The following is a 17101-nucleotide window of genomic DNA, read 5'->3' as shown; positions in this document are numbered from 1 at the left end:
TAAAAACCTTTAGAATAATTTGAGCTGTGGATCAGTTATTCTAAAGGTTTTTCTATGATGTGGTGTTATTCCTCTGGCAAGTACCGCACTTCTGTGCTTGACGGTAGGGTAACCCTTATTGTTTAACCAATCATACTCAGGATAATCTTTTGCAATATTGTCCATATAGTCATCACGGTACGTTTTAGCTAAAATGGATGCTGCCGCAATAGATAAATATTTACCGTCACCTTTAACAATGCAATTATGGGGGATTTCCTGATAGGGAATAAATTTATTACCATCGACTAAAATGTACTCGGCTTTTAATTTTAATTGATCCAGAGCTCGATGCATGGCTACATAAGAGGCATTATGAATATTTATCCGATCAATCTCTTCTGCGGAAACGCTAGCTACTGCATATGCTAAAGCCTCCTCCTCTATAATACTGCGCAACTGCATTCTTTTTTTTGCACTAAGTTGCTTAGAGTCATTTAATACTTCATGATGGTAGTCTTTGGGAAAAATTACTGCAGCAGCAAAAACTGGTCCCGCCAAACAACCTCTACCAGCCTCATCACAACCCGCCTCTATAAACTCATCTTGAAAATATGATAATAGCATTTTATTTATTTTTAAGTAGCAAAAATACAATATATTATTAATAGCAAAAGGATGTGTTTATAGTAGCTTTATATATGAATTGTGGTATTTGATTTTTTGAACAAAATGAACACGATTTTTTATACTTTGATTCATTTTTTTAAAGTTTTTATTAGCCCGCCAACTGTTGTGAAATTAGATTTTATTGTAACTATTATGTTAAAATTTAGGTTTTACGTTTATTAACACTACTATTTTCTTCTTTTGTATAAGTATCAAGTGAATATAACTCTGTGCTGTATACGATCGTTGTTTACCTGTTGGCTCTATTCTTTATGTTAGAAAGATGCAGTACTGCGTATCATGAGATGAATGGGAAGATTGGGTTGATCTATTTGAACTTGGTGGGATTATCCACACAGAATAAGAACCGATAATTACAAAAAGATGTATATGATGAGGATTACTTTCCTTTTATTTTGCAGTATGTTATTGAGCTGGGTTGCTCAAGGACAGACGAAATCCGTTCAAGGGATGTTGAAAGATGACAAGATTCGTGTTGTCGCTGGAGCTTCAGTAAAATTGATTTCAGATCAAGATTCCCTAGTAACCAGTTCTTCGATTGCCGGTATATTTATTTTTAATAATGTAAAGGCGAGTAAGTTTAAAATTTCTGTTTCAAACTTAGGTTTTGAAAGATTTGAGCAAGAGTTTACCTATCCGGAAGGAGAAAGTAAATATATTATTCCAAGCTTTACATTAAAGCCGGCCTCAGAATTATTGGAAGAAGTGGTTATTGATGGTGTGCCGACTATTGTTGTTAAAGGTGATACATTAGAATATACCATGAAGGATCTAAAATTACGAGATGGATCTGTGGCCGAAGATGCGTTGAAGAAATTACAGGGAGTTGAGGTGGATAAAGACGGTAACGTAACTGCTCAAGGTGAATCCGTGAAACGTGTACGTATTAACGGTAAAGATTTCTTTGGTGGGGACGTTAAAACTGCAACACAGAATCTTCCTGCCAATATCATTGAGAAGATGCAGATCGTTGATGACTATGGAGATATGGCCAATATAACAGGTAACAAAAATGGTGATTCGGAGAAAGTTTTGAATATCCAGATTGATCCCAAATATAATAAAGGGCAAATGGCAACTTTACGTGCTGGCTATGGGACAGAAGACCGTTATCAAGCTACCGGTATGTGGACAGGCATGAAAGAAGGCGCCATGTTATCCATATTAGGAAATATGAATAATATTAATGCTCCTTTGTTTGATTTCAGTGCAACCGGAGGAGGAGCTCGCCGTCAGCAAGGCGGTGGTGGACGAAGGGGTAGTTTTGGAGGTAATACTACTGGATTAACCAATACAGGTTCTATAGGAGCCAATTTCCGACGTGACTTTAATGATAAGCTTACCGTATATGGAAGTTATAGTTTTGGACGCGATGACAATAACACGACTTCGCAAACGGTTAATGAATATATTCTAAAAAGTGGAAATCAAATTGATAAAATTAATTCAAATTCAAATACCGTAACAGGTAGTCATCGATTTGAATCTAATATCGAATGGAAGCCCTCAGTAAATGATTTTATTAAGATAACGCCTCAAATCGGTTATGATAAAAGAGATGTTACTAGTTCCTCCCAATCATCAACTTATTTTGGAGATGTTTTTAATTATTCTGAAGATGAGCGAATTAATTCAACTTCTACAGCCCCTAGATTTGCTATTAGTGGATTATACAATCGTAAACTGAATGAAAAAGGCAGAAATATTTTCTTCAATATGAACTTAAATAGCTCTGCTACGAAAAAAGATCAAGAAAATATTTTGGAACGTTTAACTGCTAATGAAACAGACCCAACAGCATCTATGGATTCATTATACCAACAAGCAATACAGGAAGCTAACAATAAAAGTTGGAATGGTGGAGCATCCGTTAATTATACTGAACCTGTAAGTGAGTATGGTAAAATCGAATTAACGTATGATTTTAATAGAAATACGTATGATAATAAGAATAGCCAGTCAGCTTTTGATGAATTTGGAGAACTAATATTAAATAAACCGAAATTAAATTTTGACTACGATTACGATTATTCTTTTACTACTCATCGTGTGGGAGCTAATTACTCTTTTAATAATGATAAAGTAAAATATTCGATTGGAGCAGCTGTGCAACCTTCTCAATTAAGGGGCGATGCTTACAGTTCTGCTATACATGAGCCAATACATCGTAATGCGTTTAATATTATGCCTATTGCTCGATTTGAATATAAATTTTCGCGTCAAAGTAATCTGAGCATAAATTATTCAGGTTCTAGTACAGAGCCTACGGTTTCCCAAATTTTGCCTTTTGACATTAGTACATATGAGACAAGTTCAATCATTGGTAATGCGGATCTAGTACCACAATTTACACATCAAATGAACATGCGATTTAGAAATGGAGACTTTCAGAAAGGGAAATCTTTTTTTGCAATGCTAAATGCAAATCTAACAAATGATAAAATTGTAACTTTTAGAAAGCGATTCCTAAGACAAGGAATCGGTATGATTCAAGAAACATATTATTTAAATGCAACAGAAGATCCGACATATGGATTTAATTCCTTTTACCATTATGGTAAATCCCTAAAGGAAAAAACTTATAATTTGATGTTAATGGGCGGGATTAGCTATAATAAGAATATTAGTTATATTTCGGAAGATTCGTTAGCACTATTTGGAGATAAAAATGTGTCGAGTAATTGGGTTTTTAATCAAGGGTTGATGTTTCGCTACAATCCTTCTGAAAAGCTTGAAATAAATCCAGGCATAAGATATAGATATGATTATACACATAACTCCTTAACAAATATTAAAACAAGTGTAAGTTCATGGACGCCGACATTAATTGGTTCTGTAAATATTACTCCTTCTTTAATATATGGCGTTGATATCTCTAAAACCTTTAATAATGGTTTTGCAGTAAATTCAAATCCATTTATTATCAATACTTATGTTGAGCAAAAATTCCTAAAGGATAACCGGGCTACTCTGCGTTTACAGGCATTTGATTTATTAAATCAGCAGACAAATATCACAAGAACTTTAAATGAGTCTCTTATTGCGGATAGCCGTACTAATCGTTTAGCTCGTTATTTTATGCTGACTTTGACATATAAATTTGAAAAATTTGCATTAGGCTCTCCGACAGGAGATGGTGGCGGTCATGGAGGCATGCGCCCGCCTCGCATGTAAGCTTACCACCTACCTATCGAAAAACAAGTGGATAAAATGGTTCTGATCGTAAGATCAGGACCATTTTTTGTTTGGTGATCTATCCCATCCACGTCATTTTTCGGCTGTTATAGAATTCGACTGTTTTTATTTAGTTATTTTTGCCACTAAACGAATGCATTATGATCACATTTGAAAAATTAACGTCTGAAAATATTGATATCATTGTTGCTATGATGCAAGATTTTTATGCAATTGATGGATATGATATCGATCCTATTGTAAGCCGAGAAAATTTTAAAATTTTTCTTGACGATGAAAAGTTAGGGCAGTCTTGGCTAATTAAAGAAAATGATTTAGTCCTGGGGTATATTATTGTTGTTTATTTCTTTAGCTTTGAATTTAAGGGAACGGTAGCTTTGCTGGACGAATTATATTTAAATGCTGATGCAAGAGGCAAAGGTTTAGGTAAAAAGGCTGTTGAGTTTGTCAAAGAATATGTTCAGGACAAGGGGTGTAAATTGGTTCTGCTAGAGGTTGAACCGCATAACTTACCGGCACAAAAATTATATGAAAGTCAAGGTTTTGGTTTTCATCCTAGAAATATAATGCGATATGGCATTAAAAATAATTAAATAGAATCTCCAAATTAATATATGGAATACGAAATAATACGCTTATCCAATGGTATCCGTGTGGTTTTTCAACCGCAAAACCTACCGATTACACATGCTTGTATGTTAATCAATGCAGGATCAAGAGATGAAAAAGAAGGTAAATTTGGCGTTGCACATTTTATTGAGCACCTACTTTTTAAAAGAACTGAACGTAGAAGTACGAATCAGATTTTAAACCATTTGGAAGCTGTTGGTGGAGATCTTAATGCCTATACGACAAAAGAATATACGTGTGTTCATGCATCATTTTTGACTCCCTATTTGGATAAAGCTTTAGATCTATTTGAGGACATCTTTTTTCATTCGACTTTTCCTGAGGAGGAATTAGATAAAGAGAAATCAGTTATTGTCGATGAAATGGCTTCTTATCTGGACAGTCCTGAAGAATCTATTGTAGATGATTTTGAAGATCTATTATTCAAAGGAGCTGGTTTGGGGCATAATATACTCGGTCTTGAGGATCAATTGTTGGCACTTACAAAAAGCGATATTCATGATTTTATTCAGTCAAATTACGATACAAATGAAATCGTGATTTCGATTACAGGAAATTATACGGTTAAACAGGTCGAAAGACTTGCCAATAAAATTTTCGCATCCGTTGCTGAAAATAAAATTCAACGGGAGAGGAATGATGTTGTTGCGGTTCCCGTATCGCATGTCGAGATTCCTAAACCAATTAATCAGGTCCATTATATGGTCGGTGCTCATGCATATAGTTTTAGAGACGACCGAAAAACAGGTTTATTGTTATTAAACAATATGCTGGGAGGAATGGGGATGAGTTCGATATTGAACCTTTCTATTCGTGAAAAATATGGAATAGCGTATACCATCGAATCAAATTATACCATGTTTTCAGATTCGGGCTTATTTAGTATTTATTTGGGAACAGATGAAGAAAAGATAGAGAAAGCAAAAAAACTTGTTTTTAGGGAGCTTAATAAATTTTGTGAAAAGGAGATGAGTGCTGTACAGCTTCAGAAAGCAAAACGCAAATTTATCGGTCAAATTGCACTTTCAGAGGAAAATAGAATGAGCATGATCATTGCTGCGGCAAAGAATGTGATGGACTACAACCAGATCATTGAACTGGATGTTATTATTGATAAAATAAAAGCGATTTCAACGACAGAATTATTGGAAACATCACGGGAGATTTTAGATCCCGCTCGCATGACATCGTTGAGTTTTGTTCCTGAATCTTAGTGTTTAATTTTTTTTTATTCCATACAGGAATTTAAAAGATGCATAGACGGATTGACTGTAGACGATTTCATGAATTAAATATTAAAGTAGAGGTAAAGCGTACAGCTTCTGATATTGACTTTATGATATTGTATATAAAAGACAATTTATCTAAGTTTGTGCATTAGAACAGATAATTTTAAATATGAAAACAGCATATGTATTTCCTGGTCAAGGCGCTCAATTCGTAGGAATGGGGCAGGACCTGTATAATCTGAATGAAGAAACAAAAGCTTTATTTGAAAAAGCAAACGATATATTAGGGTTTCGTATAACCGATATTATGTTTGCAGGAACTGATGAGCAGCTGAAACAGACCAATGTTACTCAACCAGCGATTTTCTTACATTCAGTGATTTTAGCGAAAGCTTTGGGAGATCAATTTCAACCCGATATGGTTGCAGGTCATTCTTTAGGTGAGTTTTCTGCTTTAGTATCAGCGGGAGCTTTGTCTTTTGAGGATGGATTGAAATTAGTGTCACAACGTGCTAACGCGATGCAAAAAGCTTGTGAATTGGAGCCTTCCACTATGGCTGCGATTTTAGGTCTTGAAGATGCTGTTGTGGAGGATATTTGTGCAAAAGTAGATGATGTAGTGGTTGCCGCTAATTATAATTGTCCAGGTCAATTAGTAATTTCTGGCTCTATCGCCGGAGTGGATAAAGCTTGTGCGCTTTTGACAGAGGCTGGAGCTAAACGTGCTTTGAAATTAAATGTTGGCGGTGCTTTTCACTCGCCATTGATGGAGCCGGCTAAAGTTGAGTTACAGGCAGCAATCGAAGCGGTTGAAATTAACACGCCGATTTGTCCTGTTTATCAAAATGTGGATGCAAAGCCATATACAGATGCAGCAACAATAAAAGAGAATTTGATCGCACAGTTAACTGGCGCCGTACGTTGGACTCAAACAGTTCAAAATATGTTAGCGGACGGAGCAGAAGCTTTTGTCGAAGTAGGTCCGGGCAATGTGTTACAAGGTTTGGTGAAAAAGGTAAACCGTCAGGTACAGACTTCTGCAGCAAGTATTGCGGAGTAATTACTTGGATAATAAATAGAAAAAGTCGCCCATAGGCGACTTTTTCTATTTATTACGGAATAAGATATAATGATCTTTCATGACTTGATTAACAAAATCATTAGGATGCATAGTGGATTTAACATCCAGAATGTTTTCTAGTTTCTGAGTAAGGGCTAAAAGAATATTGTAGTCTTTCCTTCTGACAGCGCCATCGTAAATCTCCTTTACCTTATTTGCATCTTGATCGCTCAACTTAATTACTTGCGGAAAGATAATGTCTTTTTCTGATGGGACATCCTCAAAGATTGTCTGTTGTAGGTTTAATTTTGCTTTTAAACTGATGACAGATGTCTCAGCGGATAAATCGCCAATACGTTGTCCATATTTGGATAGGGCAATTGAAGTAATTGCAATCCCGCCCATACACATCCAGATATCAACCAGAGAAAATGTCCAACGGGCAAAATATTGATAAAAGTTGGCACGGGTTCCGTCGATCTTAACCACTTTAATTTTCATGATTTTCTTTCCTATGCTTTGTCCTGCCATTGCGGTTTCCATAACAAGAGGATAGAAGAGAGCGGGAAGTGACAATAATGATAGAATACCAAAGAATAACCAGGAATCCTTCATATTAATATGGAAAGAGTCAAGAATGACAATTATTAAGATATAATAAACAAGAATAATAAAGTAATCAATAGCAAAAGCAATAATTCTAGAACCTAATGACGCTAAATTGTATTCTATTTTTACGTTCTGTGGAGTACTTATTAATAGTTTATTCATATATTTGAAATAGCCGGTTTAAAATTTATATTCATGAGAGAAGCATCATTCATCGAGCGAAATAAGGAAAAATGGTTGTCAATTGAAAATAATTTATCCATTCATGTTGATGTTAATCCCGATGAACTGGCGTCAAATTATATTGAACTCACCAATGACTTAGCCTATGCACAAACTTTCTATCCAGAAAGTAGGACAAAAGATTATTTAAATGAGTTGGCCATTTTAGCACATCAAAAAATATATAAAGATCAGAAAGCTTCTGAAAATAAACTTAAGCATTTTTTTTCATATGAAATACCTTATGCTGTTTGGCAAATGCGGCGACCGTTGTTGTTTTCTTTTTTGATTTTTCTTTTGGCGAGCATTATTGGGTTTTTGTCTGCTCACTATGATGAAAATTTTGTGCGGTTAATTTTAGGAGATGCCTATGTCGATCAGTCCATTGATAATATCCGAAAAGGGGATCCTGCTGCCATTTATGCATCAGGGAATAATTTTGGATCTGCACTAGCGATCACCATTAATAATGTAAGGGTAGCTTTTTTAGCTTTTACGTTTGGTGTTTTTTTTAGTGTGGGAACGGGTTATATTCTTTTCTCTAACGGTATCATGTTAGGTGCATTTCATTATATGTTTTATGAATACGGGGTTTTACAAAAGGCGATGTCTGCCATTTGGATACACGGAACTATAGAAATTTCTGTTATTATCATAGCAGGAGGTTGTGGTTTAATGTTAGGTAATAGTTTCTTGTTCCCAAAATCATATAGTAGAATGGAAGCCTTTATTCGAGCGGCAAAATTATCAATGAAGGTTTTAGCGAGTACAATTCCATTTTTTATACTTGCTGGTACATTAGAGGGGTTTGTTACCCGTTACTATCATATTTCTATGACCATGTGCTTGCTGATCATAATAATTACATTGGTGATGATTTTATATTATTATATTCTACGTCCTTTTCAATTAGCTAAAATCAATCAATGGAAATAAATTTCGAATTTCAGAAGGAACGTAAAATTGGCGATTTTTTACAGAGTTTTATCGATTTGTTAAAAATTGTTTTGGGTCATTTTGTCGGAACAGTTTTTAGTGTTTCTATTATACCCTTGAGTATCACGACAATCCTCTATTACTATTTATCTACAAAAATTACATTTTCATCCGAAAGTGATTCCTTTGAAGATCTTAACGTGTACTTATGGGTAAGTCTTCTGTGTGTTACTATCCTATTATTAGGATTATACATTTACGGTATCTGCATCGAATATTTTATTTTATTGAAGAATCAAAAAAATACGGACTTTACAGGTCGAGATTTATTGAACGCATTTCGAAACCACATCGGTATGTACGTGAAGTTTTTCTTCGCGTCTTTGTTGGTCGTCGTAATAATTGGTATTCCCGCGGGAATAGCTATGATTATTCTCATGTTTATTCCTTTGTTTGGCAGCTTTGCGATTGGAATCTTATTTTCAATAATTGGATTGTGGTTTTTCTGCTCGTTCTTGTTTTATCGGGAAGGATATTTTTCTTTGACGACGACTTTTTTAGAGACATTTAATGTCATTCGAAAGAATATTGTTCAATATGGTATTGCCACTTATATTGTTAGTTTCATTTTTCAAGTAGTCATGATGATGTTAACTTTCATTCCAGGATTAATCATCGGACTAATTTCCTATAATTTCTTAGAATTTGATAGCTCTTTTTTCGATGGATCTTTTGGGAAAATGTTAATGACCATAGGAGCGCTCCTTGTAACTCTTCTGACAATTTTTTTATATATGGGAGGTGTTCTGGCAAATGGGATCATCTACGAAACGGCGAAAGATTTTAAATATGGCGATCGTATCTATGCGATGATTGCAAATTTGGGAGGGAAAAATGATGAATAGATATTTTTTTGTTATTCTTTTATTTTTCACGACAGCTAGCTATGCAAATAAAGACTCTATGCGTATGGCTATGCCGAGTATAGATACATTAAAGCAAAGTCGCGTCGATATTTGGAACAAGAATTTGTTTCAGGAAATTCCGAAAGATAATCGTGCTGCTACAGTAACGATTACAGATTATAAAAGTGTCTTGGATCGCTATCAATCCGAAGAGTTTATCTATTCTGAGAATATTAAAGATAAAATTGGTTTTTTTGATCGTTTAATGACCCGTTTCAATCGTTGGCTAAGCAGTTTGATGCCAAATTCTTCTTTTAATTATAATGAAGAGTTTTTCTATTTCTTAGGAATATTAGGTTTAGCGGTATTGATTTATATCTTTTATAAATTAATTTATTCAAGGGATAGCTTCTTCAGAAAAGACAATAAAGAGCCTGAAACAGAGGGTGTTCAAAATTTGGGGTGTGTAGAGAAGAATTTGATGAATACTGATTTAAAGCCCTATCTCGTTGATTCGATTAAGGATAGAAATTATACACTCGCTATTCGTTATATGCAATTGTTAAATATTCAAAAACTAGCACATGCTCATGTGATCAAGTGGAAGTATAGTAAAACAAATAATGATTTTGCAAATGAAATTTCAGACTCAGTTTTAAAAAATGAGTTTATTAAATGCACGCGGGTGTTTGAATATGTTTGGTTTGGTGATTTTAATTTAACTGCTGCCGATTTTGAGCGTTATCAACAAGATTTTAAAAATTTTCAATCTAAAATCTCATGAAAGGCTCGTTAAAATTTAGCGTATTTATTTTTACAATTGTATTTGGTGCAATTGGTATCATTGATCTAACGAGTAAGAAACCTATTATTTGGGACAGAACATTTGATCAAAAAGATAAAAATCCCTTCGGACTTTATGTGACCCATGAAGAGCTTCCACATATGTTTGACAAACAGGCGAAGGTTATCGATATTAAAGAAGATCTATTTACCTACTTTGAATCAGACAATAGACTTAATGCTCCAAAAGAACAGCTGTTGTTTATTTCAGAAGCGTTTGACCTTGGTGATGCTGTTAATAATCGCATATTAAAATTCGCGACAAATGGCGGCAAAGTTTTTATTGCTGCCGAGCAGATCAATCAAAAATTATTAGATACGTTACAGGTTGATTATGAATACTTCTATGATAATCAAGATGATATTGAGGAAGAAATAAAAGTTGAGCTTACCCAAGATGGGATACCTATTTCTTTTAATAAGAGTACTTTGGATTATTCGTTCACCAAACTACCAAAGTCTGCAACGATCTTAGGTGGTTTGCGCTATAAGGAACATTTGTTGCCGAACTTTATTTCTTTGAAAATAGGTAAAGGGAGCATCATGCTAAATATTACACCCGAGTTATTTGGTAATTATTATTTGTTGAACAATCAAAAGCAATATCAATATGTCGCCAGAGCTTTTAGCTATTTGGATGGACAGACTATTGGGTGGTATGATTTTAAGAGTAAATATAATGAATCGAAAACACCACTTCGTGTTCTGTTAAATCATATGGGATTGAGACAAGCATGGTATTTACTGCTAGTCAGCTTATTATTGTTTTTAATTTTTAAGAGCAGAAGAGAGCAGCGCGCTGTTAAAACAGTTCTTCCAGAACCTAATTTGTCTAAGCAGTTCTGTGAAACCATTGCAACATTATATTATGAAAATGGTTCTCCGGAAAATATGGTTCACAAAAAGATTGATTATTTTTTACATGATATTCGCAAAAAATTTCATGTTGATACATTGCTTATTCATGAAGAAGAATTTTTAGAGAACTTGTCTCAACGCTCTGGTGTCTCAAAAGAAATAACAGCAGAAATGATTCAATTGATAACAGAATGCCAAAAAGGAAGTCATTTTACAGAGCAAGATTTAAGAAATGTCAATACTAAAATAGAAGAATTTAAAGTTAAAGCAGAAATGTAATGAGTGAATTTGAAAAATATATGCCCTTTGAGAATCGGTTAGATTTGACGGTTCTATATGATAAAATGGCAGCTGTAAAAGCTGAAGTAAAGAAAGTGATTGTTGGTCAGGATCAACTCTTGGATATGCTATTGATTTCGATCCTAGCATCAGGTCACTCTTTGATTGAAGGTTTGCCTGGAGTGGCGAAAACATTATCTGCGAAATTGGTTTCAAAAACAATTGCTAGTGATTTCAAACGGATCCAGTTTACACCCGATTTAATGCCTTCAGATGTCACAGGTTCTTCTATTTTGGATTTAAAGACGAATGAATTTATTTTTAAGAGAGGACCTATTTTTGCGAATATCATCTTAATTGATGAAATAAATCGTGCTCCTGCCAAAACTCAGGCATCTTTATTTGAATCTATGGCCGAACGCCAGGTGACAGTTGATGGGGAAACTTATTTTTTACCGACCCCGTTTATTGTATTTGCAACACAAAATCCAATTGAGCACGAAGGAACTTATCGACTTCCAGAGGCACAATTAGATCGTTTTCTTTTTAAAATAGATGTTCATTACCCTGATCAAGAACAGGAGTTGTTGATTTTAAAGGAGCATCACTTACAAAAGGCGCAAGATAAAGAAGCGTTGGTTCAACAGGTCGTGTCTTCGCAAGAAATTGCTGATTTTCAGCGTTTGATCAAATCCATATATGTACATGATGAAATTTTGGTTTATATCGCTCATTTAATCTCTAAGACCAGAAACAATCCTAATTTGACATTAGGTGCATCACCTCGAGCTTCAATTGCTATTTTGGAATCTGCTAAAGCTTCAGCGGCACTAAATGGTCGTGATTTTGTCACCCCTGAAGATATTAAAAAAGTTGCTTTTGCCGTTTTAGGACACCGTGTTATGCTGACTCCTGAGAAGGAAATGGAAGGTTTCACAACAGATTACATTATTGATCAAATCATCGCTAGTATAGAAATTCCGAGATAATGAAGAAGCTTAAACAACTGTATTTCACAAATCGATTTTTTTATGGTCTGCTGACCATAGCAACATTTTTTGTTATTTCATTTTTTGTGAAAGTGTTGTTTATTCCTGTAGCTATTCTTTTTTGGATCTTAACTGCCGTGATGATCTGGGATTTGATATTCTTGTTTTCTGGCAAAGGGAGTGTTTCTGTGATAAGGAATTATCCAGAAAAATTTTCTAATGGTGACGAAAACCCACTTATTATCAGAGCCGAAAGTCGGTATCCCCGTCGGATATTCGTTCGTATATTAGAAGAATTTCCAGTGGAATTACAGGTTCGAGATAAAGATTTTGAAATTACATTATCCCCTTTCTTAGAAAAGGAAATTCATTATAGTCTGAAATTGACACGTCGGGGTATTTATTCTTTTGGAAAATGTTGTGCTATGGCTCGTTTTTTGGGTTTTTTTGAAAGAAGGTTTGCAACAAATGATACCTTAAGCATTCCATGTTATCCTTCTTTTATTCAATTACGTAAATATCAGCTTTTAGCCACGACCAACAGGTTGAATGAAATGGGTGTTAAGCGTATTCGAAGAATTGGTGCAGCCATGGAGTTTGATCATGTGCGTGATTATGTGCAAGGAGATGATTACAGAAGGATGAATTGGAAGGCTTCAGCCAAAGTTAAGAAATTGATGATAAATCAATTTGAAGAAGAAAAATCACAACCCATTTATAGTTTCATTGATACTGGACGAGCGATGCGTATGCCGTTTGAAGAGATGACATTATTGGATTATGCCATTAATGCTACTTTAGTTTTATCAAATGCGGCTATTTTGAAACATGATCGTGCAGGGATGCTTACTTTTTCAAAAGAGATCGGTAATCAGGTTGTTGCAGAGAAACGTAATAATCAAATGATGCGGATTTCAGAGGCACTCTATCATATTCAAACCGAATTTCAAGAGTCTGAATTTGGCAATTTATATACTTACGCGAATAAACATATTAATAAACGTTCTCTTATCTTTATTTACACAAATTTCGAAACTTTGGATGCTCTAAATAGGCAGTTGGCTTATTTAAAAATGCTCAATCGTTCCCATATCTTAGTGGTTATTGTATTTCAAAATACAGAATTGGATGAACTCGCGAAAAGCTCGCCGCACAGGACGATTGAAATATATAACCAAATTATTGCTGAGAAATTCATTTATGAGAAAAATCTCATTATTCAAGAATTGCATAGAAACGGAATTCAAACAATTTATACGGCACCAGAAAATCTAACCATTAATTCGATTAACAAATACTTAGAGATTAAAGCACGAGGTCTTATCTAATCTGTCTGTGGAGATATTAAACTACCATATCATAAAAACACAGCAGGCCCATCATATGATGAGCCTGCTGTGTTTATGCGTGGAATTCAGTTAAATGACTATAAACCAAAAGCTGTCTTTACCTTATCAATAAAATCCAGTTTTTCCCAAGTAAATAGCTCAACTTCAACTGTTTTTTTATCACCGTTAGAATTTTCAAATTCTTTCGTTACAGTTTTAGGGGTTCTACCCATATGTCCATATGCTGCAGTTTCCGAATAGATTGGGTTTCTTAGGCCTAATCTGGTTTCAATACCGTAAGGAGTCATGTCAAAAATTTCAGTGATTTTATCGGCAATTTGACTGTCGTTTAATTCCACTTTGCTTGTTCCATAGGTATTGACATAAATTCCCATTGGATCTTTTACACCAATCGCATAAGAAATCTGAACTAAAATTTCATCTGCAATACCTGCGGCAACTAAGTTTTTAGCAATGTGACGTGTTGCATAGGCAGCAGAACGGTCTACTTTTGACGGATCTTTTCCTGAAAAAGCTCCACCTCCATGTGCACCTTTACCACCGTAGGTATCAACAATAATTTTGCGACCTGTCAAACCTGTGTCACCATGTGGTCCACCAATAACAAATTTTCCTGTTGGGTTAATATGAAACTTGATATCACCATTAAATAATTCTTGCAGTTCTGGTTTTAATTGTGCTTTAACCCTTGGGATTAAGATATTTTTAATATCAGCTGTAATTTTTTCACGCATCTCTTCTTCTGATGAAAAATCATCGTGTTGTGTAGAGATCACGATGGTGTCGATACGTGCTGGTTTATGATCTTCCGTATATTCTAACGTTACTTGTGATTTAGCATCAGGGCGTAAATAAGTAATTTCCTTATTTTCACGACGTAATGCCGCTAATTCATACAGTAAGCGATGCGATAAATCTAAGGCCAGGGGCATATAGTTATCCGTTTCATTGCTTGCATATCCAAACATGATTCCTTGATCGCCGGCACCTTGATCTTGCTTTGCCTTACGGTCTACACCCTGATTAATATCTGCCGATTGTTCATGGATCGCAGATAATACACCACATGAATTTGCTTCAAACATATATTCAGACTTGGTATAACCAATGCGCTCTATAACTGCACGTGTTATTTTTTGAACATCTAAATATATTTTTGATTTCACTTCACCTGCAAGTACAACCTGTCCCGTTGTTACCAAAGTTTCGATTGCAACGCGTGCATCTTCGTCCCAAGCTAAAAAATTGTCAATCAGTGCATCTGAGATTTGATCAGCAATTTTGTCTGGATGTCCTTCTGAAACAGATTCGGACGTAAATAAGTAAGCCATATTACCTTTTTTAATATTATATTATAAGGATTTGCGAGGAGAGGTTGTTTCAATAGAAAAGTACTAAATAGCCTTGCTATATGATGGTTTTAGCACTTTTTTACTGTGGTTGCAATCTCCTGTTATATTCTCATTAAGAATATACTACGCAAATCAGTCCACATTTTTTATTGTCGACACAAAACTACAATACTTTCTGTTAAGTTTAAAGATTTCTTGTAGAATAGTTTAAAATAGCTGGATCAATCTTAATGGTATTTAAGAATTTTGACATTGTTTCAAGAAATTAGTGAATAAGCGTATATTTGATTTATGGGAAAACGTAAACAAATACTGTTTGTTATCAATCCGATTTCGGGAGGGAAGCGCAAAACATCTTTTAAGAAGCAGGTGTTGGATGTGCTTGATTTACAAAAGTTTGATCCTACTTTTCAGGAGACATCCTACGCCAATCATGCGTACGAAATTGGTTTGCGAGCTGTTGAAGAAAAGTACGATGCAGTAATAGCAGTAGGAGGCGATGGAACAATAAATGAGTTAGGATCTGCATTAGCAGAGAGCGGTATACCCTTAGGTATTGTTCCTGAAGGTTCAGGAAATGGGCTTGCCTTATATCTTGGTATTCCCTTAAATGAGACTGCTGCAATTCGTCGCATAAATCGATTTGAATTTGTAGAGGTTGATTGTGGCACGATAAATAATCGAAAATTTTTTAATATTGCTGGATTAGGTTTTGATGCATCCGTTAGCGAGAATTTCGCTAATGAGAATATTCGTGGGCCTTTGGGATATTTGAAATCGGCAATAAACGTACTGAGTAAATATAAACCGTGCGACTATAAACTATGGATTGATGGTAAAGAATACGAACGTAAAGCGTTTATGATTTCTGTCGCCAATTCACCACAATATGGTAATAACGCTTACATCGCACCACAGGCATCTGTTAATGACGGGATATTAGATGTGTGTATTGTTCATCAATTTCCAATGTATATTTTACCAAAAATGTTGTTTCATTTGTTTAATAAGTCTGCGGATCAGTCCGACTACGTCGAAATAATTCCGGGAAGAAATATTAAGATTGAAGCGATTGTAAAATCGGTAGTTCACATTGATGGTGAGCCAGTTGACTTGGGTTCAAGTCTTGATATTGGCATTATTCCTAAGGCATTGAAAGTTATTTGTTAAAAAAAGTTATGAGTAAAAATAAGAAACAGCAGTATGAAGGCGTTGTATATTCAACAGATAACAGTTTTGAATATCAATTTTCAGAATTATTAGAGGACCTAGAAACACTTCCTAATCAACAGCAACAGCTCAAAGTTCAATTGGATCGTAAGATGCGAAAAGGGAAAGTTGTCACACTCGTTACCGGATTTAAAGGTAAACAAGAAGACCTGGAAGCGTTATGTAAATTTTTAAAACAGAAATGCGGTGTTGGAGGAAGTGCTAAAGATGCTGAAATAGTTGTACAGGGAGACTTTAAACAGAAAGTTGCTGATCTGTTACTTTCTGAAGGATACAAAGTAAAATTGGTGGGAGGTTAGTATTCCATTATTTTAGCCCCAAACAGGTCATATTGAACAGGGGTGCGCGTTGTAAATGGTTGAAAATTAATAAGTAATATCCGTTTAAACATAGATTGAAAGTTTTTTGATAGATGCAGATAGGTGAGTGAGCGGTTACTTGAATTTGCAATTAAATCGTTTGTTTTCTTGCATATCAAAAAAAAAATGGTTTTCATTGTAAAAAATTTATTGCTTTCTCCTGATAAAAGGGATTAGTAGCATTAGATTGAAAGTCGGAACCGCTGAGGTGATAACTTAATATTAAGGAATTGTAAAGGGAATTTAAAGTCTCTTTTATATTTCTAATATATTTCGCTTTAAGATTTTAAATATGGCATAAAAGACTATATTTGCTTGACAAATTTTAAAACGAATACATACAACAAGCATATAATTAAAAAAAACATATTATATTTAACAACAGTA

Annotated in this window: 15 protein-coding genes; 12 read left to right on the top strand and 3 right to left on the bottom strand. The window is 34.7% G+C overall.

Annotated elements, in window-relative coordinates; genetic code table 11:
• Positions 1-9 precede the first annotated feature (9 nt).
• Positions 10-606 carry a ribonuclease HII gene (locus EDF66_RS19215; RefSeq protein ID WP_132844385.1) on the bottom strand — a complete coding sequence of 199 codons (597 nt, stop codon included), beginning with the start codon at positions 604-606 and terminating at the stop codon, positions 10-12.
• A gap of 432 nt (positions 607-1038) precedes the next feature.
• Between EDF66_RS19215 and EDF66_RS19210 the strand changes: the two genes are divergently transcribed.
• From EDF66_RS19210 to fabD, 4 genes are all read left to right on the top strand, one after another.
• Positions 1039-3843, top strand: coding sequence for an outer membrane beta-barrel protein (locus EDF66_RS19210; RefSeq protein WP_243656091.1), 2805 nt, complete (start codon positions 1039-1041; stop codon positions 3841-3843).
• 161 nt (positions 3844-4004) lie between these two features.
• Complete coding sequence (locus EDF66_RS19205; RefSeq protein ID WP_132844382.1) at positions 4005-4457, top strand: GNAT family N-acetyltransferase; 453 nt, start codon at positions 4005-4007, stop codon at positions 4455-4457.
• Positions 4458-4478: 21 nt separating this feature from the next.
• Positions 4479-5708 carry a M16 family metallopeptidase gene (locus tag EDF66_RS19200; RefSeq protein WP_132844380.1) on the top strand — a complete coding sequence of 410 codons (1230 nt, stop codon included), beginning with the start codon at positions 4479-4481 and terminating at the stop codon, positions 5706-5708.
• Positions 5709-5892: 184 nt separating this feature from the next.
• A complete protein-coding gene (gene fabD / locus EDF66_RS19195; RefSeq protein WP_132770002.1) occupies positions 5893-6783 on the top strand; it encodes an ACP S-malonyltransferase in 891 nt (296 codons plus the stop codon).
• Positions 6784-6828: 45 nt separating this feature from the next.
• Here the strand turns inward: fabD and EDF66_RS19190 are convergent, their stop codons facing one another.
• Positions 6829-7554 (bottom strand): RDD family protein, encoded by a 726-nt coding sequence (locus EDF66_RS19190; RefSeq protein ID WP_132844378.1) that lies wholly within the window; start codon positions 7552-7554, stop codon positions 6829-6831.
• A 33-nt stretch (positions 7555-7587) separates the two neighbouring features.
• On the opposite strand from EDF66_RS19190, the gene EDF66_RS19185 reads away from it, so the two are divergent.
• From EDF66_RS19185 to EDF66_RS19160, 6 genes are read left to right on the top strand one after another with little or no spacing between them, the layout of a single operon-like run.
• On the top strand, positions 7588-8550 hold the full coding sequence (locus tag EDF66_RS19185) for a stage II sporulation protein M (RefSeq protein WP_132844376.1): 963 nt from the start codon (positions 7588-7590) through the stop codon (positions 8548-8550).
• Positions 8541-9455, top strand: a complete 915-nt coding sequence (locus EDF66_RS19180) for an ABC transporter permease (RefSeq protein ID WP_132844375.1) — start codon at positions 8541-8543, stop codon at positions 9453-9455. The genes EDF66_RS19185 and EDF66_RS19180 overlap by 10 nt, the downstream gene beginning before the upstream one ends.
• A complete protein-coding gene (locus EDF66_RS19175) occupies positions 9445-10239 on the top strand; it encodes a DUF4129 domain-containing protein (protein WP_132844373.1) in 795 nt (264 codons plus the stop codon). The genes EDF66_RS19180 and EDF66_RS19175 overlap by 11 nt, the downstream gene beginning before the upstream one ends.
• Positions 10236-11435 (top strand): DUF4350 domain-containing protein, encoded by a 1200-nt coding sequence (locus EDF66_RS19170; RefSeq protein ID WP_132844371.1) that lies wholly within the window; start codon positions 10236-10238, stop codon positions 11433-11435. The genes EDF66_RS19175 and EDF66_RS19170 overlap by 4 nt, the downstream gene beginning before the upstream one ends.
• Positions 11435-12424 carry an AAA family ATPase gene (locus EDF66_RS19165; protein ID WP_021190716.1) on the top strand — a complete coding sequence of 330 codons (990 nt, stop codon included), beginning with the start codon at positions 11435-11437 and terminating at the stop codon, positions 12422-12424. The genes EDF66_RS19170 and EDF66_RS19165 overlap by 1 nt, the downstream gene beginning before the upstream one ends.
• Entirely contained in the window at positions 12424-13752 is a 1329-nt protein-coding gene (locus EDF66_RS19160; RefSeq protein ID WP_165902473.1) for a DUF58 domain-containing protein, read from the top strand. Before EDF66_RS19165 ends, EDF66_RS19160 begins: the two co-directional genes overlap by 1 nt.
• A 98-nt stretch (positions 13753-13850) precedes the next feature.
• Here EDF66_RS19160 and metK read toward each other — a convergent pair whose 3' ends face one another.
• The gene (gene metK, locus EDF66_RS19155) at positions 13851-15104 is read right to left on the bottom strand and encodes a methionine adenosyltransferase (RefSeq protein ID WP_021190713.1); all 1254 of its coding nucleotides are present in this window, start codon (positions 15102-15104) and stop codon (positions 13851-13853) included.
• 312 nt (positions 15105-15416) lie between these two features.
• Here metK and EDF66_RS19150 point away from each other — a divergent pair, with 312 nt between their 5' ends.
• Positions 15417-16295, top strand: a complete 879-nt coding sequence (locus EDF66_RS19150; protein WP_132844369.1) for a diacylglycerol/lipid kinase family protein — start codon at positions 15417-15419, stop codon at positions 16293-16295.
• 8 nt (positions 16296-16303) lie between these two features.
• Positions 16304-16654: a translation initiation factor gene (locus tag EDF66_RS19145; protein WP_031288702.1), complete on the top strand. Its 351-nt coding sequence runs from the start codon at positions 16304-16306 to the stop codon at positions 16652-16654.
• Positions 16655-17101 lie beyond the last annotated feature (447 nt).

Origin of the sequence: Sphingobacterium sp. JUb20, assembly GCF_004342035.1 — a bacterium.
Taxonomy (GTDB): domain Bacteria; phylum Bacteroidota; class Bacteroidia; order Sphingobacteriales; family Sphingobacteriaceae; genus Sphingobacterium; species Sphingobacterium anhuiense.
The sequence above is the reverse complement of the archived record's forward strand: the minus strand, read 5'-3'. Positions and strand labels throughout refer to the sequence as shown.